Consider the following 26155-nt stretch of genomic DNA (forward strand, 5'->3'; position numbering starts at 1 on the left):
ACGATCGCGGCGCTGCGCGCGGCATGAGCGCCTGGCATCCGTCCCTGTATCGGCAGTGGTTCGCCGTCGCGCCCGCCACGGCGTTGCGACGGCGGCCGCTGGCGGTGTCGGTGATGGACCGGCATGCGGCGATCGCACGCTGCGCCGACGGCCGCCTGCTGGCGCTGGAAGACCGCTGCCCGCACCGGCACGCGCCGCTGTCGGCCGGCTGCGTCACCGGCGACGGCCTGTCCTGCCCGTATCACGGCTGGCGCTTCGACCATACCGGCGCCCTGCGCGAGATCCCCGGCCTGCCGCCCGGGCAGACGCCGCCGGCGGTGCGGGTGCGCGCCTTCGCCGCGCGCGAGCACGACGGGCTGATCTGGCTGCGCCCCGATCCCGAGGGCGCGGACGCGCCGTCGCAGCTGGTGCAGGCACTGCAGCCGTCGGCGCGTCGCTTCCTGTGGCGCACGCGCTGGGACGCGCACGTGGTCGATGCGCTGGAGAACTTCCTGGATCCGCTGCATACGCATCTGCTGCATCCGGGGCTGGTGCGACGCGGCGGCGCGCGCACCGCCATGCGCGCCGAACTGCGCCACACCGACGAAGGCTTCCACGTGGACTACCGCGGCGCCGCGGCGCAGAGCGGCTGGCTGTACCGGCTGTTCGAGTCGCCGCGCATCCTGGAACGCGCGCATTTCGCCGCCCCCGGCAGCGCGCAGATCGAATATCGCTACGCGCGCGGCGGCCGCGTGCGGATCAGCCTGCATTTCACCCCGCTCGGCGTGCGCAGCACCGAGGTCTTCGCCAGCCTGCACGTTGAGGGCCGCTGGGCGCCGGCGTGGGCGGTGCGGTTGCTGGTGTGGCCGCTGCTGCGCCGGGTCGGCGAGCAGGACCGGCGCATGCTCGCGCTGCAGTCGCGCAACCTGCAGCGCTACCCGGGCGCGCGCGGCGCCTCCACCGCGCTGGACCTGGTGCGCGAACCGCTGCGTCGCTACTGGGCAGGCGAGGCGCTGCCGGCGCCGGGCAGCGGCCACGACGTGGAGATCATGCTGTGACCGCACCGAGCCACTGCAGCACCTGCGGCAGCGGTGCCGGGCGCCCCAGCAGATAACCCTGCACGCCGCCGCAGCCGTGCGCGCGCAGCCAACGCAACTGGCTGTCGGTTTCCACGCCCTCGGCGACCACGTCCAAGCCCAGGCAATGCCCCAGGGTCAGCAGCGCCTGGCAGATCGAGGCGTTGCGCGGATCGCGGTCCACCTCGGCGACGAAGCTGCGGTCGATCTTCAGCGTGTCCAGCGGCAGGTCGCGCAGATACGCCATGCTGGAGAAACCGGTGCCGACGTCGTCCAGGGCCACGCGCACGCCCAGCGCGCGCAGTTGCCGCAACACGTCGCCGGCCTGCTGCGGCTGCCGCATCAGGCTGCTCTCGGTCAGCTCCAGCTGCAGGCCGTCGGCGGCCAGCCCGGCCGCGGTGCAGGCCTGCACCAGGTCGGCGACCAGATCGCCATCGAAGAACTGCAGCGCCGACACGTTCACCGCCACCGGCAGGTCCGGCCATCCGTGATCGGCCAGTGCGCGGCGCGCGCGCGCCGCCGCGCGCAGCACCCACCGCCCCAGCGGCAGGATCAGCCCGGTGTCCTCGCACAACTGGATGAACGCATCCGGCGCAATGAAGCTGCCGTCGGCCTGCGGCCAGCGGACCAGGGCCTCGAGTTCGCGCGGCGCGCCGCTGCCGGCGTCCATGATCGGCTGGAAGTGCAGCTCGAATTCCTGGCGCTCGAGCGCCTGCTGGATGCGTCCGGCCAGGCGCAGGCGTTCGCCGGTCCGCGCCGCCATGGCGCGGTCGAAGCGCACCAGGCTGCGGGCCTCGGCCTGTGCCGCGTGCGCAGCCTGCGCGGCGCTGCCGATGGCCTCGTCGGCGTCGGCGGCATCGTCCGGACACAGCGCCACGCCGATGTGCGCCTGCAGTTGCTGGGCGAACTCGCCGCCCTGCACCGGCGCATACAGCGCCTCCTGCAGCGCCTGCAAGGCCTGCGGCAGGGCCTGCGGGTCCAGGATCGCCAGCACGAAGTCCTGCGCCGGCTGATGCGCACTCAGGCCGAAGCACTCGCCAAGCGCGCGAATGCGCGCGGCCACCGCGTTGCGCACCGCATCGCCCGCGGCGCGCCCCAGGGTGTCGCCGATCAGGGCCAGGCCACGCACCTGCACGTAGGCGATGGCATAGCCCGCCCGCTGCGCGCGCAAGGCGTCGGCCAGCGCGTTCGGCTTGAGCAGGCCGGTGCTGAAGTCGTGGCGCGCCAGGTAGGCCAGTTCGCGTTCGTGGGCCACGCGCTCGGTGACGTCCTCGGCCAAGATCAGCCGCGCCGGCACGCCGCCGAACTCCAAGTCGGCACTGTGGACGCACACCGACAGCAGGCTGCCGTCCTTGCGCCGATGGGTCCACACGCTCGGCGCGTCGAAGCCCTCGCGCGGCTTGCGCACGTCCTGCAGCAAGCGTTCTGCATCCTCCGCCGGACGCAGATCGCGCAGATCCATCGCCAGGAATTCCTCGCGGCTGTAGCCGTACTGGCGCACCGCGGCCTGGTTTACTTCCAGGAAGCGCAGGCTATCCACCGCGAACACCCAATACGGCAGCGGATTGCGATCGAACACCAGCCGGAACTGGCGCTCGGCATCGAGCAGGCGCGCCTGCGCATGCAGCCGGTCGCTGACATCCTGTACCGCACCGGTCATGCACATTCCTGTGCGGGTACGCACCAGCGCGCCACGCGCGGCCAACCAGCGCAGGCGCCCATCGGGCAGATGCATGCGGTAGACGGTGTTGTAGTCCGCGCGGCCCTGCGCGGCGTCCTCGAACAGCTGCGTCACCCGCGCGCGATCGGCGTCGTGGATCCGCTCCAGGAACGCCTCGATCGGCAACTGCATGCGCTGCAGGCCGAACATCGCGCCGGTCGGCTCGGACAGGCGCAGCACGCGCTCGGCGATGTCCACGCGCCAGGTCCCGATGCCGCCCATGCCGTGGGCCAGGCGCAGATCCTCGTCGCCGCGGCGCAGGCGCTGCAGCAGATGGCGCTGGCGCCGCTCGGCACGGCGCAGGCTGCCGAGCAGATAGGCCAGGCCGAGCAGGTACAGCACGTACACCAGCGCCGCCGCCGCGGCGAACCACCACCAGCCGGACAGCGTTTCGCGCAGCCCCACGCCGGCCACCGCCAGCAAGGGATGCGCGCCGCCACCAGTCAGCGCCAGAATCCGCGGCGTGCGGTCGAAGACATCGCGGTGCAGACCCAGCGCGCCGCCGTGCGGCATCGGCTGCGCGAGTGCCGGCGGCAGCCGCGGCTGGCTGGCCGCAAGCGGGCGGCTGGCGGCCAGCAGCCTGCCCTGCGCGTCGGTCAGGGCGACGATGCCGTCGCGCCCGCTGTCGGTGCCTTGCACGATGCGCTGCAGCGCGGCCACCCGCCATTGCGCCTCCACCCAGCCGTCCGTTCCCCAGGGCACGGCCACCCGCACCACTGCCGTGCCGTCGGCCAGGCGCAGCGGCGGGCTCACGCAGATCCGATCGCCGCAGCGCCCACGTTGCCGCCAGGCGCGCAGTTGCGCATCGCCGGCGCCACCGAAGCGGCGTTGGCCAGTCGCATCCAGCAAGGCCACGTCGCGCAGTTCCGGGTGCCGTGCCAGCAGGCCGTGCAGCGACGCGGCAATCAGTTCTGGCGCGCGCACCGGCGCCTCCGTCAGCAGCGCCTGCGCGCTCAAGCCTTCGCCATGCAGGGCCTGGCCGAGATTGTCCAGTTGCAACTGCAGCAGGCGGTCGGTGCCGGTGGCCAGCGCCAGGCTCTGGCGCTGCGCCGCGGCCAGGCGGTTGTGGCGGTCCTGCGCCAGCACCAGCACCAGCCCAACGGCCAGCAGCACCGCCAGCGCCAGGCCCCAGGTCGCGATCGCCCGCAGTGGCGCGCGCGTGACGCGCCGCAGGCTGTGCCGAAAGCGACGGTCGCGCTTCCTGTCGGCGAGCGGCTTCTGCAGCATCGGGAGTGGGAACGGGCGGAAGATGCTGGTTACAGCGGCCTGGGACCGGCGATCTTGACCACGTGTGACGCGATGCTGGGTTCAGCGATGCGGATAAACCATTCAGTCCACTACGGGCCACTGCGCCAGCTGCTGCGTCGGCAGGCCGACGCGGCGGCAGGCACGCGCGGCGATGCCGTCGTGCAGCGCGACGCGGAACAGCGGCGCCACCTGCTGCAGCAACCAGGCCGGGACCGCCGGGCCGGTGCGCTGCAGCCGCGCCTGCCGCAGCATGGCGCTGGCCCACGGCGGCAACAACGCCGCACCGGCGCCCAGGAACAGTTCGCGCGACAGTCCGGGGGCGGGGACCGGCAGGCGCAGGCCGGCCAGCACCGCCAGCACCTCGCGCGAGCGCGCATCCACCCGCAACTGCGGCCGCTGCCGGTCGAAATATTCCAGCACCGCCGCCTCGCTGGCCGGGACCTCGCGTGCGCCCAGCGCCTCGGCGACGCGCCGCCCTTCGTCGTAGTAGCGGTCGGCGATCGCGCCGGGGACCGCGCGGCAGTAGCGGCGATAGCCCTGCAGGAAGCCGTAGGCCTCGGTCACGTGCACCCAGGTCAGCAGCGCCGGATCGTCGGCGGCATAGGCGCGCCCATCCGGCGTGTGGCCGCGCACGCGGGCATGGATCGCGCGGACCCGGGCGATCTGGCGCTGCGCCGCGTCCGTGGGCGCGTAGCTGGTGGCGGCGACGAACTGGGTGGTGCGGCGCAGGCGCCCGACCAGGTCCTCGCGGAAGTTGGAATGGTCGTAGACCCCGGCCAGCGCCAACGGGTGCAGGGTCTGCAGCAACAACGCGCACAGCCCGCCGGCCAGCATCCCGGGAAACTCGGCATGGATGCGCCAGGTGACGCTGTCCGGGCCGAACAGCCCGATGTCGCCGAGCGGCTGGTCGTAATCGATGGCATCGCGCTCGCGCGGGAACGCGCCCAGCACCCAGCGACGGATCTGGGTGGTGGCCGGAGCGGAGAGGGTACGCAGCAACGAAGGCATGCGCCGATGCTAGCGGAGACGGCGCGAGCGCCGTGCGATGGCGTATGGCGCACACCGGCCGCGCCGCATGTGCGACCGCAGCATGCACTTTGCGGCCGCTGTGCTAGAAAGAAGCTGCCTCAAGATCGCCCGCCGACGTTCCGCGTCCGTCACCGCATCTGCAAGGAGCCCGTCATGTTCGCATTGTTCAAAGGCTTGGGATTGCTGCTCGAGGACAACGCGCTGCACCAGCGCTCGTTTCCCGAACAGGTCGCGCACTGGCAGCACAAGAGCGAGGCGCAGATCCGCGACGAGGTGGCATTGCTGGCCAAGGCCAAGCAGCAGTGGCTGGTGGCCTCGATCATCGGCTGGCAGGCGATCTCGCTGATCCTGCTCGGCGTGATCACCGCGCAGCTGTGGCAGCACGACTACCACCTGACCTTCTCGCGCATCGTCATCGTGGTCACCTCGTGGGTGGCAATCCTGTTCGTGATCTGGTTCATCGCCAACATGTTCGACCGCACCGCCGGCTTCGAGCGCTGGCTCACCGCGTTCAACAGCCGCGAGCCGCTCTCCGCCGATGCCGACACCGTGGAATGCGTGGCCGACGCGTTGAACATGGCACGCAAGTACCCGGAGATCCTTGCCTACAAGCGCGAGGTGGTGGCCAACCGCGAACTGCGCCACGAGGACATCCGGATCATGCGCGAGATGGGCCGCATCCGCCTGCATGCCGAACTGGTCGCCTCGCTGATCCAGTTCGAAGGCACCCCGCCCGGCGGCCAGCCCGGCGTGTTCCGCGTCGCCGGCTGAGCCCGCGCCGCACGCATGCCACGCGCGCCATCTGCACGATGGCGCGGCGAAGATCTGCGACCAACGCGACCGCGCCACGTGGTCGCCGTCGCGCACACGAGTGGCCAAGCATCTGCGGCGCACGCTGCCGCGCATCCCGCTGGCGCCCATGAGCGCCAGCGCTGTCCCGGCGTGCAGCATCGCCGCGATGCCGGCCGCCTGCCGCGTCTCCATCCCTGACCATCGACACCGGGTCACCGCGACACGCTCGATGCAGCCGGCGAAGGCCCGAGTTCGCGGCCACGGGCATTCCCAACGATCGCTTCGCGAAATATAATCATTCTCGATTAGAACTTTCCCCCCCCGGTCTCGATGACACTGCACCCCCTCTCCTGTGCCTGCCTGCTGGGCATGGCGCTGTCCCTGCCTGCGCACGCAACCACCGCCGATACCGCCACGGACGCCGACAGCGGCGCCGATGCCGCGCAGGCGACCGCCCTGCCCACGGTGCAGGTGCGCGCCGACGCGCAGAGCGGTTTCCGCGCCACCGGGCCGGTGCAGGCCGACAAGTCCGATGCGCCGCTGGCGCAGACGCCGTTCTCGATCACCGTGGTGCCGCGCGCGCTGCTGGACAGCCAGCAGGCGCTGAGCCTGTCCGATGCCTTGCACAACGTCTCCGGGGTGGTCGCCAACACCTACGGCCGGCGCGGCTGGGACGACCTGATCATCCGTGGCCAGACCGCCTCCGACGCGTTGTTCGTCGACGGCCTGCGCACGGCCGACAGCAACCGCGTGGCCGAGCAACTGTTCGGCGTGCAGCAGGTGGAGGTGCTGAAGGGCCCGGCCTCGCTGCTGTACGGGCAGGTGCTGCCGGGCGGCCTGGTCAACCTGATCAGCAAGCGCCCCGGCGCCGAGCCGATGCGGCGGGTGGACCTGAGCGTAGGCAGCGACGGCCTGCGCCAGGGCAGCGTGGATCTCAACCAGCCGCTGTCGGCCGACGGCAAGGTGGCGCTGCGCCTCAACGGGCTGGCGATGAACAGCGACGATCCCACCGACCACGTGTATTTCCGCAGCCGCTGGATCGCCCCGTCGCTGTCGCTGGACCTGGGCCCGCGCACCGACTTCGTGCTGCTGACCAGCTACCAGGAACGCGACTACATCCGCCAACAGGGCCTGCCCTGGGAAGGCAGCGCCGAGCCCAACCGCAATGGCCGGATCGACCGCGCGCTGTTCACCGGCGAACCCGGGCAGCGGCCGTACCACAGCCACCAGAGCCGGATCGGCTACGTGCTCGATCACCGCTTCGACAACGGCTGGACCCTGCACCACGCCGCACGCTGGCAGAGTTTCGGCTTGAATGGGTTCCTGATCGCCAACAACGGCCTGGCCGCCGATCTGCGCACCCTGCGCCGCACCGCCACCCAGCAACAGTTCGACGGTCGCACCTGGGTGCAGGACACCTACCTGCAGGGCGGCTTCGCCACCGGCACCTGGCAGCACACGGTCACCGCCGGCCTGGACGCGTTCAAGACCTGGGAATGGAACGTGCAGTCGACCTGCCGCGTCGGCACGCTCGACGTGTATGCACCCGTCTACGGCAGCGCCGTGGTCTGCCCGGCCCGGCCCAACCGCGACAACCTCAGCGTGGTGACCTCGGGCGGCCTGTACCTGCGCGACCGCATCCAGTTCGCGCCCGATTGGCAATTGCTGCTGGGCCTGCGCCACGACCGCAGCCGCAACCGCAGCGAGGACCACCTGGCCGGCACCGACACGCGCAACGACAACAGTGCGACCACGGGCTCTGCAGCGCTGATGTTCGACGCCGGTGGCGGCCTGCGCCCGTATGTCAGCGTGGCCACCTCGTTCTATCCCAACGTCGGCACCGACGCGCAGGGCGCGCAGTTCGACCCCGAACGCGGGCGCCAGGTGGAACTGGGCGTCAAGATGGAAGTGAGCAGCAGCACCAGCCTGAGCATGGCGCTGTACGACCTGCGCCGGCGCAACGTGCTGCAGACCGATCCGTTCAACGACGGCTACAGCATCGCCGTGGGCGAGCAACGCAGCCGCGGGCTGGAGCTCAACGCCGCCGCCGACCTGGGCAACGGGCTGAGCCTGTTCGGCGGCTACGCCTACACCGATGCGGTCGTCACCGACGACGGCGGCCAACGCGTGAGCAGCGTCGGCAGCCGCCTGAACAACGTGCCGCGGCACAGCGGTTCGCTCTGGCTGCAGTACGCCGCCCACGGCGCGGCCGACGGCTGGAGCGTCAGCGGCGGCGTGCGCGCCGAAGGCGAGAAGACCGCCTACGGCCACCGCATCCCGGGTTATCTGGTGGTCGATGCCGGCCTCGGCTACCGCCAGGGCCATTGGCGCTACGCGCTGAACCTGAAGAACGCCTTCGACCGCGACTACTACACCGGCGGCCTGCAACGCGCCGTGGCCCTGGGCGACCCGCGCACGCTGCTGTTCTCGGTGGGCGTGGATTACTGAGTGGACGCGCGTCGTTGCGCGCGACGCGACACCGGTCGTACCAATGTGGTGCCGGATCGCGGGACAGCCTCCTGTGGGAGCGACCTCAGTCGCGACGCGAGACGCCATCCAGCAGCTCCGTTGCAGAGGTGTCGGGACTGAAGTCCCTCCCACAACAGCGGCGATCGGATGGCGACAGTCGCATGCGCGGGCGAATGCGGCGATGCGATGTGGCGCATCGTCGCCCTCGCAGCCAGGTCGCGGCTGAAGCCGCTCCTACGATGTCCAGTGCCGGATCGCAGCGAGCCGTTCTGTAGGAGCGGCTGCAGCCGCGACGCATGACGTCATCCGACAGCCCTGCGGGAACGCTTCTTGTGGGAGCGACTTCAGCCGCGACGCGAGACGCCATCCGGCAGCCCCGTTGCGGAGGCGTCGGGACTGAAGTCCCTCCCACAACAGCGGCGATCGGATCACTGCATCCATGATGCAAGGACTGATTCGGCAACGCGATGCGGCACATCGGTTGACATCGGATCAAGGGTCGCGGCTGAAGCCGCTCTACGACGCCGCGTGCCGAACCGCAGAAAAGCATCCTGTAGGAGCGGCTTCAGCCGCGACGCATGACGTCATCCGGCAGCTCCGCGGGAATGCCTCCTGCGCACGAAGGTTCTTCAGGCCGATGCCGGTGCCGCCCGACCGGGTGTCGAAGCCCAGCCACGTCGGCCACGGTCGGGATGACATCGTGTCCTGCGCCCGCAGTTGCAGGCGCACGCCCATATGGATGCGCAGGCACTGCAGGCGCCCGGCGATCCGCCAGATCTTGCGCAGGTGGGTGATGCCGGCGATCAGCGCCGACAGCATCGCCGGCAGGCCGAACGGACAGCCCGGCGGGGACTCCATGCCGTAGAACAACCCGGCCCGGACGAAGGCGGCGCGACCACCGCCCCTGCCCAGCCGCACGACAGGCGAACGAGGAAGAACAGGCGGGCGAGCATGGCGGCCAGCAACTGTGGGTTCCGGCGAGGAGAGCCGTGGCGTCGCGCCCCCCTAGCGGCGTGCGACGCGACCGCCACTGAGGCGGACGGGACACGGTCTCGACAGGACGCAACCGCGGCGCCGCCGCACGCAGTGCGCGACTGCAGCATCCCGGGCGACAGCACATGGGCCCTACAGCCGGCTCACGCTGCGGATGCGGATCTCGCTGCTGTCCACGCCGTGGCGTTGCGCCGCCTGCGCGCGCAGGCGGCACAGCAGCCGCTCCGGATCCAGCGGCGCCGGCTCGGCCCAGGTGTGCGCCAGGGTGCCCCAGGCCACGCGCTGGCCGAAGCTGTAGGCCTCGTAGTCGGCCAGGTAGTGGCGCGCGCGCTCAGGTGCCGACGTGGACATCGCCTTCGTAGCCGTTGCAGCCCAGGTGTTCGAGCGCGATCGACAGCGCCAGCGCGTAGCCCTGCGCGCAGTAGCCGCCGACCTGGCCCAGGCGCTGCCCCGAGGCCGCGCACAGGCAGGCTTCGCGGCGGTCGCTGGCGTCGTCGTGCACTTCCACGTAGGGCCGGCGCAGGTGCGCCACCGCGTCGGCGGTGACGGCGCTGTCCGAACACGCGCCCGGATCCAGCAGCAGCATCTCCACGCCGGCCTGGTCGGCCTGGGCCAGCGCCTGCAGCAGTTCGCGCTCGCTGGCGCAGCCGCGCACGGCCAGGGTCTTGCCGGCGCGCCCGGCATGGGCGAGCAATTGCCGCATCACCGGCGGGGCGATGCGCGCCGGGCGGCCGCGATGGCCGGCCACGCAGTCCGGGCCACGGAGCAACAGGATCGACATGGCGGCGCCCTCAGTTGGCCAGCGCCGCGCGCGCGCCGAGCCGGCGCTGCGCCACGCCGAGGGCGATGGCGTAGCTGTCGGCGAGCGCACCGTTGGCGATCACCGTCAGCAACGGCGCGTGCCGCGGATGCAGCAGCGGTTCCAGCGCCTGCGCGCTGGCGTCGTGCACCTCGATGTACGGGTGGCCCAGCGCCTCCAGCGCCGCGCACAGCTGCGCGCCGTGGTCGGCCAGCTCCGACGCCGGCAATTCGCCGGAATCCAGCAGCACCAGCTCGGTGTCGTCGCACGCGCCTTGCCGCAGCCGCGCCACGATCTGCGCGGCATCGGCGCAGGCCACCGGCACCACCTGCGCGGCATGGGAAGCGGCCAGACACTGCGCCGCGGCAATGGCCGACGCATCGCGATGCGGGCCCTGGATCAGCAGAATCGACATGGAACACATCCAACGGAAAGGACGTGGCGCAGTCTGCGCGCGCGCCGCGTAAGCGTTCCATGGCGGAAGTGGGCCTGGGGCGTAAAGCTTGCGTAAGGCGGGAATCGGGAATGGAGAATGGGGAATCGATGAGCACAAGCCGCGAACGTTCAGCCAACGACACGCCGCTTTTCCGATTCCCCATTCCCCAATCCCGATTCCCGGCTTTATGCGATCATCCCCGGCTTCCCGCCGCCGCCCGGACTCGCCATGACCCACTCCGCCCTGCGCCGCGATGTCGGCCCGTTCGCCCTGATGCTGACCGGCCTGGGCTCGATCATCGGCTCCGGCTGGCTGTTCGGCGCCTGGCGCGCCGCCGGGCTGGCCGGCCCCGGCGCGATCTGGGCCTGGGTGCTGGGCGCGGCCATCGTCACCACCATCGCCCTGGCCTATGCCGAGTTGGGCGCGATGTTCCCCGAGTCCGGCGGCATGGTCCGCTACAGCCACTATTCGCACGGCTCGCTGGTCGGCTTCATCGCCGGCTGGGCCAACTGGATCGCGATCGTGTCGGTGATCCCGGTGGAGGCCGAGGCCTCGGTGCAGTACATGGCGTCCTGGCCGTGGCAGTGGGCGCAGGACCTGTACATGCAGCAGCCCGGCGGCGCCGGCGAACTGTCGGTACCCGGGCTGATCATCGCCGCGGTGCTGGTGCTGGTGTACTTCCTGCTGAACTTCTGGAGCGTGAAGCTGTTCGCGCGCTCCAACAGCCTGATCACCGTGTTCAAGCTGGTGGTGCCGGCGCTGACCGGCGTGGCGCTGATCGCCAGCGGCTTCCACAGCGAGAACTTCAGCGTCGGCCTGCACGGCGGCAGCCACACCATCGACTTCGCCGCGGTGCTCACCGCGGTGGCCACCGCCGGCATCGTGTTCAGCTTCAACGGCTTCCAGAGCCCGGTGAACCTGGCCGGCGAGGCGCGCAACCCGGGGCGCAGCATCCCGTTCGCGGTGCTTGGCTCGATCGCGCTGGCCACGGTGGTCTACGTGCTGCTGCAGGTCGCCTACCTGGGCGCGGTGCCGCCGGACCTGCTGGCCGAGGCCGGCTGGCACGGCATCGACTTCCGCTCGCCGTTCGCGCAGTTGGCGATCATCGTCAACCTGCACTGGCTGGCGATGCTGCTGTACGTGGACGCCTTCGTCAGCCCCAGCGGCACCGGCATCACCTACACCGCCACCACCGCGCGGATGATCTACGGCATGGAGCGCAACGGCACCATGCCCAAGGTGCTGGGCCGGATCCACCCGACCTGGGGCGTGCCGCGCCCGGCGATGTTCTTCAACCTGCTGGTGTCCTACCTGTTCCTGTTCTTCTTCCGCGGCTGGGGCACGCTGGCAGCGGTGATCTCGGTGGCCACCATCATTTCCTACCTGACCGGCCCGATCAGCGCCATGGCGCTGCGCAAGCATGCGCCGGAGATGCACCGCCCGCTGCGCATCGCCGGCCTGCCGGTGCTGGCCGCCGCCGCCTTCGTGCTGGCCACCGAACTGCTGTACTGGGCACGCTGGCCGCTGACCGGCGAGATCATCCTGTTGATGCTGGTGGCCCTGCCGGTGTACGCCTACTACCAGCAGCGCGACGGCTGGAAGGATTTCCGCCGGCACCTGCGCGGCGCCAGCTGGCTGATCGCCTACCTGCCGACCATCGCCCTGCTGTCGTGGGCCGGCAGCACCACCTTCGGCGGCCACGGCTACCTGTCCTACGGGCCGGACCTGGTGGTGGTCGGCGTGGTCGCGCTGGGCTTCTACTTCTGGGGCGTGCGCGCCGGCTGGCGCACCCCGTCGCTGCAACAGGCCAGCGCCGGCTGAGCCGCGGCGGCGCTCAGCCGCCGCGCAGGCATTGCAGCGCGCGCGACAGCAGCGTGGCACCGACGAAGCCGGCCAGGGCGCACAGGCCCACCGCGATGACGCTCTCGTAGAACGGGGCGTCGCGTCTGATGAATACGGCCATCGCCGCGGCGACGCAGACCGCCGAGGTGCCGGCGCCGATCAGGCCGATGCGCAGATGCGCGCGCCAGCCACGCAGGCGCGGCCAGGCGCGGGCGGCGAACAGACCGGTCAACAGCGCCGGCAAGGCGCCGAAGACATAGGAAAACAGCGCCATCAGCAGGAGCAGCAGCAGCGGGGCAGTGACGCCGCTGCTCTCCCCCCGGGTCATCGCGATCGCCACCGGCAGCCCGACCACCACGGTGCCCAGCGGCGGGCCGACGAACAGGAAGGTCGTCACCACGCCAACGCCGACCAGCCAGCGCGGCAGCGGGTCGTTGCCCGCCTCCGCGTCGAGCGGGTCGACCTCATCCGCGCGTGCGTCCGGGGCCGCCTGCGAGGCAGGCGGCAACGGGTCGTGGCTCACTTGGCAGGCGCGGCTGGGCGCTGCGCGGCGCTGGCGTCGCGGGCGGCGCGGAACTCGGAGTCGCGGCTCCAGTTCGGCCACTGCGGCGAATTGGCCAGTTCCTCGCCCAGGGTGTACAGCACCTGCATGTCGCGCGCGGCGCCGGCGAAGGTCCAGTTCGGCTGCCATTCGTCGCCGGGCTGGTGGTAGCGCTTGGCGGTGTAGTCGTCCGAGGCGGCCTTGCCGGCCGCCACGCCGCCATCCACCCAGTCCTGGCCGGCGGCGAAGGACAGCGCCGGCACGCCGCGCTTGGCGAAGGAGAAGTGATCGGAGCGGAAGAAGTAACCGGCTTCGGGCTTGGGATCGGGCGTGTAGCGCAGGTCCCAGCCCTTGGCCACGCGCTTGAGGTCGTCGAGCAGTTCCAGCTTGGCGGTGCCGTAGATGCCGAAATCGCGCGAGGGCCCGAACGGGCTCATGCCGTCCATGTTGATCACCGCCACCGTGCGCGCCAGCGGATACAGCGGCTTGGAGGCGTAGTACTCCGAGCCGAGCAGGCCCTTCTCCTCGGCGGTGACCGCCATGAACACCACCGAGCGCTGTGGCGCCGGGCCCTTGGCGAAGGCGCGGGCCAGTTCCAGCAGCGCGGCGACGCCGCTGGCGTTGTCCAACGCGCCGTTGAAGATGCGGTCGCCCTTGGCGTCGGGCGCGCCCACGCCCAGGTGATCCCAGTGCGCGGTGTAGATGAGGGTGTCGTCCGGCTGGGTCTTGCCGGGCAGCCGCGCGACCACGTTGTGCGAGGTGATCACCTCCGACTTCACCGCGTAGTCGGCGTACAGGCGCTCGCCCTTCAGCGGCACCGGCTTGAAGTCGCGCGATTGCGCCTGCTTCTTCAGCGCATCGAAATCCAGCCCGGCGCGCTTGAACAGCTCCACCGCCAGATCGCGCTGGATCCAGCCCTCCAGTTCCGGGTGCACCGCCTTGGGATCGTCGCGGACCACGTCGAACATGCTGTTGGTGTTGGAGTTGGCGACGGTGGCCCAGCCGTAGGAGGCCGGCGCGGTCTCGTGCACGATCAGCACGCCGGCCGCGCCCTGCCGTGCGCCTTCCTCGAACTTGTAGGTCCAGCGGCCGTAGTAGGTCATGCCCTTGCCGTCGAACGCACCCTTGCCGGTCTCGAAGTCGGGGTCGTTGATCAGCACCACCGCGATCTTGCCCTTCAGGTCCACGCCCTTGAAGTCGTCCCAGCCGCGCTCGGGCGCCTTGACCCCATAGCCGACGAACACCAGCGGCGCCCCGTCCAGGGTCACCTGGCTGCTGCCGTCGAGCGCCGCGCGCACGGCGATCTGCTGGCCCTGGGTCAGGGTTTGGCGCTGGTCGCCGCTGGCGATCGCCAGGCGCGGGGTGCCGACGATGTCGGCGCGGCGCAGCGGCACCGCCTGGGTCCACAGGCGCTTGCCGTCGCGCAGGTCGCCGCCGGGCTGCAGGCCGGCCGCCTGGAACTGCGCACTCAGATAGGCCACGGTCTTCTCCTCGCCCGCCGAACCCGGGGCGCGGCCCTCGTAGGCGTCGGAGGCCAGGGTCTTGACGTCGGCGGACAAGCGCTTGGTGTCGAAGGTCGGTGCGGGCGGCGGTGCCGCCAGGCAGGCGCCAGACAGCGCAAGAGCCAACGCGCTCACGATCGGTCGTTTCACTCGGTTCCCCTCGGCAGAGACAAAGAAGGTCGAGTGTAGCGGCGCCCCTACCGGGTCGTGATGGGTCGAACGACCACCATACGTGCGCTGTCGCAAAAATTTATTGTGATTAACCGCTCAAATACGAAGCTGAACATGCTCTAATGCCGCGCTCGCGCACCGCGGGGCCGCGCCGATCCGGTGGCCCATGCCGATCCGCGCGCCCGCCCTGGCTTCCACCCAAGCCCGGCGTGGAGCCCATCACTCCCCACCCTCGCCTGGGCCGCTCCGACTGCGGGGCCGGCTCGCTTCCGGAGACCTGCCGAGATGTCGATGTCCCCCCTCCCCCGCATCACCCGCTGCGTGCTGGCCGCCGCGCTGCTGGCCGCCAGCGGGTCGGCCTGGAGCTACGCGATCAGCAAAGGCACGGTGGTGGACGACCGCGGCAACGCGGTGCAGCTGCGCGGCGTCAACTGGTTCGGCTTCGAAGGCAGCGCGCACACCGTGCACGGCCTGTGGGCGCGCAACTGGAAGGACATGATCACGCAGATGCAGGGCCTGGGCTTCAACGCCGTGCGCCTGCCGTTCTGCCCGCAGACCCTGCGCGGCGTCGCGCCGACCAGCATCGACTACGGCCGCAACCCGGACCTGCAGGGCCTGAACTCGTTGCAGGTGCTGGACAAGGTGATCAACGAATTCAGCAGCCGCGGCATGTACGTGCTGCTGGACCACCACTCGCCCGATTGCCAGGGCATCTCCGAGCTCTGGTACACCGACTCCTACAGCGAGCAGCAGTGGCTCAGCGACCTGAGCTTCGTGGCCAAGCGCTACGCGTCGGTACCGGGCGTGATCGGCATCGACCTGAAGAACGAGCCGAACGGCCGCAACACCTGGGGCACCGGCAACCTCAAGACCGACTGGAACAAGGCGGTCGAGCGCGCCTCGGCGGCGGTGCTGAAGGTGGCGCCGAAGTGGCTGATCGTGGTCGAGGGCATCACCGACAACCCGACCTGTTCCAGCAGCGACGGCTACTGGTGGGGCGGCAACCTGGAACCGCTGACCTGCACCAAGCTCAACGTGCCGGCCAACCGCCTGCTGCTGTCGCCGCACGTGTACGGCCCGGACGTGAACTGGCAGCCCTACTTCGGCGACGGCAACTTCCCGGCCAACATGCCGGCGATCTGGGAGCGCCAGTTCGGCCAGCTGACCCAGCGCGGCTACGCCATGATGATCGGCGAGTTCGGCGGCAACGAAGGCCGCAACCAAGCGCAGGATCCGATCCTGCAGAAGGCGCTGATCGACTACCTGATCAAGAAGAACATCCGCAGCGGCTTCTACTGGGCCTGGAACCCCAACAGCCGCGACACCGGCGGCGTGCTCGACGACGACTGGACTACCGTGCGCACCGAGAAGATGGCCGGGCTCAAGCGGCTGTGGGGCGACACCAGCGGCACCACGCCGACGCCCACCCCCGAGCCGCCCCCGACGCCCACGCCGACCCCGGCACCGGCACCGGGCAGCGCCAGCTTCAGTACCAAGATCATCGTCGACAGCGACTGGAACGCCGGCTACTGCGAACGCGTGCAGGTGACCAACAGCGGCAGCGCCACCGGCAACTGGGCGGTCAGCCTGTCCATCAGCGGCACCATCAACAACCTGTGGAACGCCACCTGGACGCAATCGGGCACCACGCTCAGCGCCAGCGGCGTGGACTGGAACAAGACCCTGGCCCCCGGCGCCACCGCCGAGTTCGGGTTCTGCGCCGCCCGCTGAAGGCAGCGCCATCGCCTCGCGCCCCACGTGGGGTAACACGCCAACGGCAGCGTCCCTCGACGCTGCCGTTGACGTTTGCAGCGGGCGACTGCGCGCCCGTGGACACCACCACAGCACCTGCGCGCAATCGGTGGACAAGCCCGTCTTCTGCAACGGCAGTCACGGCCGTCGCGGCGGACACTGCCGATCATCGCCGCCAAGCATCCGCCCCCCTTTTGGCTGGCGCACTCCGCACCGGCCGCCATCGGAGCCATCGCGATGAATCGGTCCCTGCACTCCCGTATCACCCGCTGCCTGCTCGCCGCGGCGCTCGTGGCGGCCAGCGGCTCGGCCTGGAGCTACGCCATCCAGCAAGGCAAGGTGGTGGACGACGCCGGCAACGCCGTGCAGTTGCGCGGCGTCAACTGGTTCGGTTTCGAGACCGCGCAGCACACGGTGCACGGCCTGTGGGCGCGCAACTGGAAGGACATGATCACGCAGATGCAGGGCCTGGGCTTCAACGCCGTGCGCCTGCCGTTCTGCCCGCAGACGCTGCAGGCGGTGTCGCCCGGCAGCATCGACTACAGCCGCAATGCGGACCTGCAGGGCCTGAACTCGCTGCAGATCCTGGACAAGGTGATCAACGAACTCAGCAGCCGCGGCATGTACGTGCTGCTCGACCACCACACGCCGGACTGCAACGCCATCTCCGAACTCTGGTACACCGGCAGCTACAGCGAGCAGCAATGGCTGGACGACCTGAGCTTCGTCGCCAAGCGCTACGCGTCGGTCCCGGGCGTGATCGGCCTGGACCTGAAGAACGAGCCGCACGGCGCCGCCACCTGGGGCAGCGGCAATGCCGCCACCGACTGGAACAAGGCGGCCGAGCGCGCGGCGGCAGCGGTGCTGAAGGCGGCGCCGAACTGGCTGATCGTGGTCGAGGGCATCGCCGACACGCCGACCTGTTCGAGCAGCACCGCGCACTTCTGGGGCGAGAACCTGGAACCGCTGGCCTGCACGCCGCTGTCCATTCCGGCCAACCGCCTGCTGCTCGCCCCGCACGTGTACGGGCCGGACGTGTCCATGCAGTCCTACTTCAACGCCTCCAATTTCCCGGCCAACATGCCGGCGATCTGGGAGCAGCATTTCGGCCGGTTCGTCCAGGCCGGCCACGCGCTGCTGCTGGGCGAGTTCGGCGGCAAGTACGGCCAGGGCAACCCGCTGGACGTGCAGTGGCAGAACGCGCTGGTCGACTACCTGATCGGCAAGGGCATCCACAGCGGCTTCTACTGGTCGTGGAACCCGAACAGCGGCGACACCGGCGGCATCCTCAACGACGACTGGAGCACGGTGCGCACCGACAAGGTGACCCTGCTGAAGAAGCTGTGGGACCGCGACGGCGGCAGCAGCGGTGGTGGCGGCAACGGTGGTGGGGGTGGTGGCACCGGCGGCGGCGGAACGCCCACGCCGCCGCCGTCCGGCAGCAGCTTCAGCACCAAGGTGCTGGTGGACAGCGACTGGAACGCCGGCTACTGCAACCGCGTGCAGGTGACCAACACCGGCGGCAGCAGCGGCGACTGGACCGCCACCCTGTCGATCAGCGGCACCATCAGCAACCTGTGGAACGCCACCTGGACGCAGTCCGGCACCACGCTCAGCGCCAGCGGCGTGGACTGGAACAAGACCCTGGCCCCGGGCGCGACCGCCGAGTTCGGCTTCTGTGCCGCGCGCTGAGCGCGGCGCTGCGCCCCTGACGCCACGCGCGCGGCCCCTCTGCGGAGATGGCCGCGCGCCATGCCGGCGCGCCGCCCGGCATGCCGCGGTGTGCCATCAGTCACGTTCCCGCGGCCGCCGCCACCCCTCTATGCTGGCGCATTGTCCACACTCAGGCCCGGCCCATGCTCCGACCCTTGTCGCTGTTGATCTCCAGCATCCTCACCCTCGGCACCGGCGCCGCCCTGGTGGCCGCGCCGTCGGCCCTGGCCGCGGCCACGCCGGGCCAGGCGACCGCGCCGGAGATCGCCTACACCCGCTTCACCCTGCCCAACGGCCTGACCGTGGTGGTGCACGAGGACCACAAGGCGCCGGTGGTGGCGGTGAGCATCTGGTACCACATCGGCTCGGGCGACGAGCCGGCCGGCAAGACCGGCTTCGCGCACCTGTTCGAGCACCTGATGTTCTCCGGCTCGGAGAACCACAAGGGCACCTACTTCCAGCCGTTCGAGAAGGTCGGCGCCACCGACATGAACGGCACCACCTGGTTCGACCGCACCAACTACTTCGAGACCGTGCCGACCACCGCGCTCGATACCGCGCTGTGGATGGAATCGGACCGCATGGGCCACCTGCTCGGCGCGATCGGCCAGAAGGAACTGGACACCCAGCGCGGCGTGGTCCAGAACGAGAAGCGCCAGGGCCAGAACCGCCCCTACGGCCGCGTCGACGAGAACATCCTCGCCAACATCTTCCCGGCCAACCATCCGTACCAGCACGACACCATCGGCTCGATGGCCGACCTCGACGCGGCCTCGCTGGACGACGTCAAACAGTGGTTCCACGACAACTACGGCGCTGCCAACACCACCCTGGTGCTGGCCGGCGACATCACCGTGGCGCAGGCCAAGGCCAAGGCCGAGCAGTACTTCGGCGACATCCCCGCCGGCCGCCCGGTGCCGCGTCAACAGCCGTGGATCACCCCGCTGGCCAAGCAGACCCGCGGCGTGCAGCACGACCACGTCGCGCAGCCGCGCATCTACCGCACCTGGGTGGCGCCGCAGCTGGGCACCGACGACGCGGTGCTGCTGGACCTGGCCACCACCGTGCTCGGCGGCGGCAAGACCAGCCGCCTGTACCAGCGCCTGGTCTACCGCGACAAGCTGGCCGACGACGTCTCCGCCGGCCTGCAGTCGTTCGCGCTGGCCAGCCAGTTGCAGATCACCGCCGACGTGAAGGAAGGCGTGGACCCGGCCAAGGTCGAGGCCGCCATCGCCGACGAACTGCAGAAGTTCCTGGCCGAAGGCCCCACCGCCGACGAACTGCAGCGCGCCCAGGTCGGCTACCGCGCCGGCTTCGTGCGCGGCCTGGAGAAGGTCGGCGGCTTCGGCGGCAAGGCCACCGTGCTGGCCGAGGGCCAGGTCTACCGCAACGATCCGGGCGCCTACAAGAAGGACCTGCAGCGCGCGCAGGACGCCACCGTCGCCAGCGTGCGCAAGGCCGCCGACACCTGGTTCGGCAAGGGCGACTACCTGCTGACCGTGCTGCCGGCGCCGGAGGGCTTCGACCCGGCGGCCGAGGACAAGGCGGTCAAGCCGCTGCCGGCGGCCCCGGGCAAGCCCGCGCCGAAGGTGCCGGCCAAGGGCAACTACAGCGTCGGCAAGACCCAGGTCGACCGCGCCGCCGGCGTGCCGGACACCACCCAGTTCCCGAGCCTGAGCTTCCCGCAGCTGCAGCGCGGCAAGCTCAAGAACGGCATCGAGGTGGTGCTGGCCGAGCGCCACACCATCCCGGTCACGCAGATCCAGCTGCTGTTCGATGCCGGCTACGCGACCGATCGCGGCGGCAAACTCGGCACCGCCAACTTCACCGCGGCGCTGATGAACGAGAGCACCCGCAACCTGGATTCGGTGGACGTGGCGCAGCGCCGCCAGCGCCTGGGCGCGATGACCAGCGTGTCCTGCGAGCTGGACAGCTGCGACGCCTCGCTCAACGCGCTCAACGACCAGTTGGCGCCGTCGCTGGAACTGTTCGCCGACATCGTGCGCAACCCGGCGTTCAAGGCCGACGACATCGAGCGCATCCGCGGCCAGTGGCTGGCCTCGATCGCGCAGGAGAAGACCCAGCCGCAGGGCCTGGCGCTGCGCACCCTGCCGCCGCTGCTGTACGGCCCGACCCATCCGTACGGCGTGCCGCTCACCGGCACCGGCACCGAGGCGGCGATCAAGAGCCTGACCGCGGGCGACCTGAGCGCGTTCCAGAACAACTGGCTGCGTCCGGACAACGTGCGCATCCTGGTCGCCGGCGACACCACCCTGGACAAGATCATCCCGCAGCTGGATGCCGCGTTCGGCGACTGGCAGGCCCCGTCCGGCAAGCGCCCGACCAAGAACCTGCCGCAGGTGGCCGCGCAGCCCAAGCCGCGCGTGTTCCTGATCAACCGCGACGACGCCCCGCAGTCGCTGATCCTGGCCGGCCTGCTGGCGCCCTCGACCAAGGCGCCGAACAACCTGGCGATCGGCGTGGCCAACGGCGCCTTCGGCGGCACCTTCACCTCGCGCCTGAACATGAACCTGCGCGAGGACAAGCGCTGGGCCTACGGCGCCAACAGCTTCATGATCGACGCGATCGGCCAGCGCCCGTTCCTGTTCTTCGCCCCGGTGCAGACCGACAAGACCGCCGAATCGGCCGCCGAGATCCTCAAGGAAGCCAAGGCCGTGGTCGGCGACAAGCCGCTGACCGCCGCCGAGATCGCCAAGATCAAGGAACAGCGCGTGCGCGCCCTGCCGGGCAGCTTCGAGACCACCGGTGCGGTGCTCAGCGCGATGGAAGGCATCGTCCAGTATGGCCGTCCAGACGACTATGTGCAGACGCTGAAGACGCGCCTGGAAGCGGTCGACCAGTCGGCGGCGGAAACGGCGATCAAGGAGATCGTGGCGCCGCAGGCGATGACCTGGGTCATCGTCGGCGACCTCAAGCAGATCGAAGCGCCGGTGCGCGCGCTGAAGCTGGGCGAGGTGCAGGTGCTGGACAGCGACGGCCAGCCGGTCAAGGCGAAGGCCAAGCCGTAACGCCGCACACGCATGGCGGCGTTGCCCCGCCATGCGCCACGCGCCGACGCCAGCATCGGGCATCGGCGCCATCGCAACGCAGCGCCATCGCGCGATGCGACATGCGACACGCGACGACAGGGAACGTGCAGGCTGCGCTCCGGCGCAGCCTGCAAGCACCGGCCGCCCTGGCTTGCGTGGGTCGCGGATGGGTCGCCAAGGCGGCGCGCAGCGCCTGCCCTTCACGGCTCCTGGCCGCAGCGCTTGGTATCCGGAAGGCCTGTTCTCGCCCGCTGCCGCCGATGCCGACCGCTTCTCCCCGCCGCGCCGACGCCGCGCCGAACATCCGCGTCGGCTGCGCCGGCTGGTCGATCGCCAGCACGCAGCGCGCCTTGGTCGGCGACGGCGCCAGCCAGCTGGCGCGCTATGCCACCCGCTTCGACGCGGTCGAGATCAATTCCACGTTCTACCGCGCCCACCGCGCGAGCACCTACCAGCGCTGGGCCGACAGCGTGCCGGCGGCGTTCCGCTTCTCGGCCAAGCTGCCACGCACGATTACCCACGACGCGCGCCTGTACCGCGTCGGGCCGCTGCTGCAGACCTTCCTCGGCGAGGTCGGCCATCTCGGCGACAAGCTCGGCTGCCTGCTGGTGCAACTGCCGCCCAGCCTGGCCTTCGATGCGCGCACCGCCGCCACCTTCTTCGCGATGCTGCGGCGCCGCTGGCACGGCGGCATCGCCTGCGAACCGCGCCATGCCAGCTGGTTCAGCGCGCGCGCCGAGGCGCTGTGGCAGCGCCACCGCATCGCGCGCGTGGCCGCCGACCCAGCCCTGCACGCCACCGCCGCGCAGCCGGGAGGGGCGGCGGCGCCGGCATACTGGCGCTGGCACGGCGCGCCGCGCATCTACTACAGCGACTACGCCGACGACACGCTGCGCGGCCTGGCCGAGCGCGTCGTCGCCGCGACGCCGCACCCGGACCCGGGCGAAGCCTGGGTGATCTTCGACAACACCGCGCTCGGCCACGCCCTCGACAACGCCGCCACGCTGCAAACGCAGTTGCGCGCGCTCGGCGTCGGTGCCGCCGGCTGACCAGCACACCCCGCCGGCGCGCGCGATGTGCGCGGACATCCGCGCCCGTACGGCTGCAACCAACCCCTCGTTCGCCGCCCCTGTAAGCTCGGGCCCAGCGGCGACCTCAAGCCGATCGAAGCGACGATGCGCGCGCTGAAGCCGGGCCAGATGCAGGTGCCGGACCGACGGGCCGCCGGTCTGGCGCTGCTCGGCCACCGCGCATGCCGCGCAAGGAACCGATCGCAGCGCAGTCGTCGCAGGACCGCATCAGCGCAGCCGCGTGGCGCGCATCGCTCAGTGGAAGCTCACCGTGCGCACGTCTTCGCCGTCGCCCCAGCGGGTACAGGCGTCGCTTCCCTCGATCCAGACCGGCTTCCCCGCCATGTAGGCGGACAGCAGCATCGCCAACTGCGCCTTGCCGGTATCGGACGTTTCGTCCTTGATCATGTAGTACGCGGTGTTCGCGGCGCACGCCGGGCGCTGCGTCGGCGTGCCATTGAGCACGACGTAGTGCACGCCATCGGTCGCGCGGACCGACAGGTCTTTGATCGTGCCGGTCACGCTGCTGGCGGACGCCAGGCCGCTCGACAGCGAGAGCGCCAGCACAACAGCGGAAAGCGCGCGGGAACGGCGAGGAGGCAGCAGGGTCATGGTGATCGTCCTTGCGACGTGACGGCGCATGCTGGCGCCGAAGAAATGCATCCAGCGCCATCCGGAGGTGGCGGCACGGTCATCGCAGATGCCGTTGCCAGCGCGCCACTCCGGCGTACTGAACAGCCCGGTAAATGCGGATGCTATCACGGTCTATTCACAAATTTGGCGCATCGCCCAGGTCGTCATCATCCGCGACGCCATGCCGCGTACGCGCAGGTCTCGCGTGCAGTTGGTCACGCTTGCGCGCTTGTCCACGCGCCGTCTCAGCGCCCTGCGGTATCGTGCTGCGCCTCGCGATCCGCGCCCTATCCGACGCCGCCCATGACCGATGAAGCCCAGCGCCAGCGTGTCCTCGACAGCTACCACATCGTCGACAGCCTGCCCGAGGACGCCTACCAGGACATCGTGCAGATCGCCGCCGCCCTGTGCGACACGCCGATCGCGCTGCTGTCGCTGGTGGATCGCGACCGGCAATGGTTCAAGGCGCGGATGGGCCTGGAGGTGCCGCAGACCGAACGCAGCCAGGCGGTGTGCGACCACGCGATCCGTGAGCCCGAGCAACTGCTGGAAGTGCCCGACCTCGCCGACGACCCGCGGTTCGCCGACATCTCCGTGGTCCGCGGCGACATCGGCGCGCGCTTCTATGCCGGCATGCCGCTGGTGACCGAGGAGGGCGTCGCGCTGGGCACGGTGTGCGTGCTGGACACCACGCCGCGCGAACTCAAGGACGCCCAGCGCGACGGCCTGCGCGCGCTGGCGCGCACCGCCATGCGCCTGCTCGACGCGCGCCGGGATGCGCTGCAGCGCCAACGCGAGGCGCTCCTGCAAGCGCACCCGGTTGGCGACAACACGGACGCTGGCAGCGACGGCCGCTACCGGGTGGTGATCCTGGAAGTGCAGGAACTGGCCGCGCTGGCCGAGCGGCAGAGCGAACGCCTGCTGGGCAGCAGCCTGCAGCAACTCGACCGCACCCTGGCCAGCTACGTGCAGGACGACGCCGCCGCCGACAGTGTGGACCGGGCGACCGACAGCGCCGAGTTCATCGTCATGCTGCATGGCGCCGATGCCGAGCAGAAGCTGCGCGGCCTGCGCGAGATCGCCGCGCGGCAGCAGGCGCTCGGGCTGACCGTGCTGGTCGGCGACGCCCAGGCCACGCGGGCGGACGAGCCGATCGGGCAGGTGTTCCTGCGCGCCGAGGCCGCGCTCAGCGCCGAGAAGGACCGCCAGCGGCCGCAGCAGTCGGCCTGACCGGCGGATCGCCGACCGGCGCGCGTGGCGCTGAGCGCCACCTCCCTGATCCGCGCAGCGGGGGCGAGCGCCTACGCGCACCGGCCTTGGCGGCGCGCTGAACGCCCAGCCGCCCCGCTCTGGGCGAGCGGCGCCAACCCATTCTGCAGATGACGTGCCCCGGCTGAGCCGGCGACGGGCAGCCACGAGCGGCCCCGTTCTTGCATCTCCCGGGACGTTGCGGTCCCTCGCCGGTGCGAGCCGGGCGGCGCGCGGCCGCCAGGGCAGGATCGGCAGCCGCGCCTGCGGAGCCGGCCGCACGCCCCGTCTCCGCTTCGGTCGTTTACCATGCCGCACGCATCCTGCTCTGGACCCGACATGAGCCATGCCGCTCCTCCCTGCTGCACCCCGCTGCTGAGCCTGTCGCTCGGCCTGTTGCTGGGCACCGCCGACACCGCCATGGCCGAGGCCGCGCCCGCGACCACACTGACCGCCCCGGCACCGCCGCCGCAGACGCCCGACCTGGCCTACCCGGAACTGTTCCAGGCGGTGCAGCAGCAGGAGCTGTTCGACGACCAGAAGCACTTCGTCGATGCGCTGCCGCTGCGCGACCCGGCGCTGATCAACGCCGACTATCTGGCGCAGCGCCAGCAACCCGGCTTCGATCTGCGCCGCTTCGTCGCCGCCAACTTCGAGGAATCCGGCCCGGTGCAGACCGAGGCGATCCGCCAGGACACCGGCCTGCGCGAGCACATCGACGCACTGTGGCCGCTGCTGGTGCGCCGCCAGGTCGACGTGCCGCCCTACAGCAGCCTGCTGTCGCTGCCGCACCCCTACGTGGTGCCGGGCGGGCGCTTCCGCGAGGTCTACTACTGGGATTCCTACTTCACCATGCTCGGCCTGGTGGAGAGCGGCGAGCACGAACGCAGCCGGCAGATGCTGGACAACTTCGCCTACCTGATCGACACCTACGGGCACATCCCCAACGGCAACCGCACCTACTACCTGAGCCGTTCGCAGCCGCCGTTCTTCTCGCACATGGTGCAGTTGCAGGCCAAGGTGGAAGGCGATGCCGCCTACGCGCGCTACCTGCCGCAGTTGCAGAAGGAGTACGCGTACTGGATGGAAGGCGCGCAGAGCCTGGCCCCGGGCAGCGCGCATGCGCACGTGGTGCGGCTGGCCGACGGCAGCCTGCTCAACCGTTACTGGGACGCCCGCGACACGCCGCGCCCGGAAGCCTGGCTGCACGACGTGCGCACCGCGGCCGAGGCCAAGGACCGTTCGGCGGCCGAGGTCTACCGCGACCTGCGCGCCGGTGCCGAGAGCGGCTGGGACTATTCCAGCCGCTGGCTGGGGGACCGCAAGACCCTGGCCAGCATCCGCACCACCGCCATCGTCCCGGTCGACCTCAACAGCCTGCTCTACCACCTGGAGAGCACCCTGGCCCTGGCCTGCGCCAAGAACCCCGGCGCGGCCGGCTGCGACACCGACTACGCGGCCCTGGCCAGCGCGCGCAAGACCGCGATCGACAAGCACCTGTGGAGCGACGCCGGCTACTACACCGACTACGACTGGCAGCAGCGCCGGCTGCGCGAGCAGGTCACCGCCGCGGCGCTGTACCCGCTGTTCGTCGGGGTCGCCTCGCCGGCGCGGGCCAAGCGCAGCGCCGACACCGTGCAGGCGCAGTTGCTGCGCCCGGGCGGCGTGGCGACCACGCGCCTGCACACCGGCCAGCAGTGGGACGAGCCCAACGGCTGGGCGCCGCTGCAATGGATCGCCGTGGACGGCCTGCGCCGCTACGGCCAGGACGCGCTGGCCCAGCGCATCGGCAGCCGTTTCCTGGCGCGGGTGCAGGCGCTGTTCGCGCAACAGCACAAGCTGGTGGAGAAATACGGCGTGGACGCGCAGGCCGAGGGCGGTGGCGGCGGCGAGTACGCGCTGCAGGACGGCTTCGGCTGGACCAACGGCGTGACCCTGTTGCTGCTGGATCTGTACAGCGCCCCCGCCGCGGCGGCACCCACCGCGCCGCAGGCGCGTGCGCAGCCGGAGCCGGAGCCGGCGTTGCCCTGAGTCGCCAGCTGTCCAGACGTCGCCCCGCCGCGGTACGCGCCTGGCGCCGAACGCGCCGTGG

General features: G+C 70.8%; 19 protein-coding genes. 10 read left to right on the forward strand and 9 right to left on the reverse strand.

What is annotated here, in order from left to right:
• The first annotated feature begins 23 nt into the window (after window positions 1–23).
• The gene (locus NUG21_RS18325) at window positions 24–1037 is read left to right on the forward strand and encodes a Rieske 2Fe-2S domain-containing protein (protein ID WP_263391616.1); all 1014 of its coding nucleotides are present in this window, start codon (window positions 24–26) and stop codon (window positions 1035–1037) included.
• Here the strand turns inward: NUG21_RS18325 and NUG21_RS18330 are convergent.
• Together NUG21_RS18330 and NUG21_RS18335 are read right to left on the reverse strand one after the other, a co-directional pair.
• The gene (locus NUG21_RS18330) at window positions 1027–4002 is read right to left on the reverse strand and encodes a bifunctional diguanylate cyclase/phosphodiesterase (RefSeq protein ID WP_263391617.1); all 2976 of its coding nucleotides are present in this window, start codon (window positions 4000–4002) and stop codon (window positions 1027–1029) included. The genes NUG21_RS18325 and NUG21_RS18330 overlap by 11 nt on opposite strands.
• A 102-nt stretch (window positions 4003–4104) precedes the next feature.
• Complete coding sequence (locus tag NUG21_RS18335) at window positions 4105–5031, reverse strand: oxygenase MpaB family protein (RefSeq protein ID WP_263391618.1); 927 nt, start codon at window positions 5029–5031, stop codon at window positions 4105–4107.
• Window positions 5032–5205: 174 nt separating this feature from the next.
• On the opposite strand from NUG21_RS18335, the gene NUG21_RS18340 reads away from it, so the two are divergent.
• On the forward strand, window positions 5206–5823 hold the full coding sequence (locus tag NUG21_RS18340; protein WP_160946235.1) for a hypothetical protein: 618 nt from the start codon (window positions 5206–5208) through the stop codon (window positions 5821–5823).
• A 351-nt stretch (window positions 5824–6174) separates the two neighbouring features.
• Window positions 6175–8292, forward strand: coding sequence for a TonB-dependent siderophore receptor (locus tag NUG21_RS18345; RefSeq protein WP_263391619.1), 2118 nt, complete (start codon window positions 6175–6177; stop codon window positions 8290–8292).
• Between the two features lie 537 nt (window positions 8293–8829).
• On the opposite strand, the gene NUG21_RS18350 is transcribed toward NUG21_RS18345, so the two are convergent.
• From NUG21_RS18350 to NUG21_RS18365, 4 genes are all read right to left on the reverse strand, one after another.
• Window positions 8830–9132: a hypothetical protein gene (locus NUG21_RS18350; RefSeq protein ID WP_263391620.1), complete on the reverse strand. Its 303-nt coding sequence runs from the start codon at window positions 9130–9132 to the stop codon at window positions 8830–8832.
• Window positions 9133–9438: 306 nt separating this feature from the next.
• The gene (locus NUG21_RS18355; protein ID WP_152235729.1) at window positions 9439–9657 is read right to left on the reverse strand and encodes a hypothetical protein; all 219 of its coding nucleotides are present in this window, start codon (window positions 9655–9657) and stop codon (window positions 9439–9441) included.
• Window positions 9638–10087, reverse strand: coding sequence for a type II 3-dehydroquinate dehydratase (locus NUG21_RS18360; RefSeq protein ID WP_017908518.1), 450 nt, complete (start codon window positions 10085–10087; stop codon window positions 9638–9640). Before NUG21_RS18360 ends, NUG21_RS18355 begins: the two co-directional genes overlap by 20 nt.
• Window positions 10088–10097: 10 nt before the next feature.
• On the reverse strand, window positions 10098–10520 hold the full coding sequence (locus NUG21_RS18365; RefSeq protein WP_160946232.1) for a hypothetical protein: 423 nt from the start codon (window positions 10518–10520) through the stop codon (window positions 10098–10100).
• Window positions 10521–10769: 249 nt separating this feature from the next.
• Here NUG21_RS18365 and NUG21_RS18370 point away from each other — a divergent pair, with 249 nt between their 5' ends.
• Window positions 10770–12362 (forward strand): APC family permease, encoded by a 1593-nt coding sequence (locus tag NUG21_RS18370; protein ID WP_263391621.1) that lies wholly within the window; start codon window positions 10770–10772, stop codon window positions 12360–12362.
• Window positions 12363–12375: 13 nt separating this feature from the next.
• On the opposite strand, the gene NUG21_RS18375 is transcribed toward NUG21_RS18370, so the two are convergent.
• Both NUG21_RS18375 and NUG21_RS18380 read right to left on the reverse strand, forming a co-directional pair.
• A complete protein-coding gene (locus tag NUG21_RS18375; RefSeq protein WP_263391622.1) occupies window positions 12376–12906 on the reverse strand; it encodes a hypothetical protein in 531 nt (176 codons plus the stop codon).
• Window positions 12903–14576: a M28 family metallopeptidase gene (locus NUG21_RS18380; RefSeq protein ID WP_263391623.1), complete on the reverse strand. Its 1674-nt coding sequence runs from the start codon at window positions 14574–14576 to the stop codon at window positions 12903–12905. The genes NUG21_RS18375 and NUG21_RS18380 overlap by 4 nt, the downstream gene beginning before the upstream one ends.
• Window positions 14577–14888: 312 nt before the next feature.
• On the opposite strand from NUG21_RS18380, the gene NUG21_RS18385 reads away from it, so the two are divergent.
• The 4 genes from NUG21_RS18385 (at window position 14889) to NUG21_RS18400 (ending at window position 22161) form a co-directional block, all read left to right on the forward strand.
• Entirely contained in the window at window positions 14889–16328 is a 1440-nt protein-coding gene (locus NUG21_RS18385) for a cellulase family glycosylhydrolase (protein WP_263391624.1), read from the forward strand.
• 258 nt (window positions 16329–16586) lie between these two features.
• Window positions 16587–18041, forward strand: coding sequence for a cellulase family glycosylhydrolase (locus NUG21_RS18390; protein WP_263391625.1), 1455 nt, complete (start codon window positions 16587–16589; stop codon window positions 18039–18041).
• 164 nt (window positions 18042–18205) lie between these two features.
• The gene (locus NUG21_RS18395) at window positions 18206–21091 is read left to right on the forward strand and encodes a M16 family metallopeptidase (RefSeq protein WP_263391626.1); all 2886 of its coding nucleotides are present in this window, start codon (window positions 18206–18208) and stop codon (window positions 21089–21091) included.
• A 281-nt stretch (window positions 21092–21372) separates the two neighbouring features.
• Window positions 21373–22161, forward strand: a complete 789-nt coding sequence (locus NUG21_RS18400) for a DUF72 domain-containing protein (protein WP_263391627.1) — start codon at window positions 21373–21375, stop codon at window positions 22159–22161.
• Window positions 22162–22437: 276 nt separating this feature from the next.
• Here NUG21_RS18400 and NUG21_RS18405 read toward each other — a convergent pair whose 3' ends face one another.
• Entirely contained in the window at window positions 22438–22794 is a 357-nt protein-coding gene (locus tag NUG21_RS18405; protein ID WP_263391628.1) for a hypothetical protein, read from the reverse strand.
• Between the two features lie 324 nt (window positions 22795–23118).
• Here NUG21_RS18405 and NUG21_RS18410 point away from each other — a divergent pair, with 324 nt between their 5' ends.
• Window positions 23119–24045, forward strand: coding sequence for a GAF domain-containing protein (locus tag NUG21_RS18410; protein ID WP_263391629.1), 927 nt, complete (start codon window positions 23119–23121; stop codon window positions 24043–24045).
• A 357-nt stretch (window positions 24046–24402) separates the two neighbouring features.
• Complete coding sequence (gene treA / locus NUG21_RS18415) at window positions 24403–26094, forward strand: alpha,alpha-trehalase TreA (protein ID WP_263391630.1); 1692 nt, start codon at window positions 24403–24405, stop codon at window positions 26092–26094.
• Window positions 26095–26155: the final 61 nt, after the last annotated feature.

The organism is Xanthomonas sp. CFBP 8445, from assembly GCF_025666235.1.
GTDB classification, from domain to species: domain Bacteria; phylum Pseudomonadota; class Gammaproteobacteria; order Xanthomonadales; family Xanthomonadaceae; genus Xanthomonas_A; species Xanthomonas_A indica.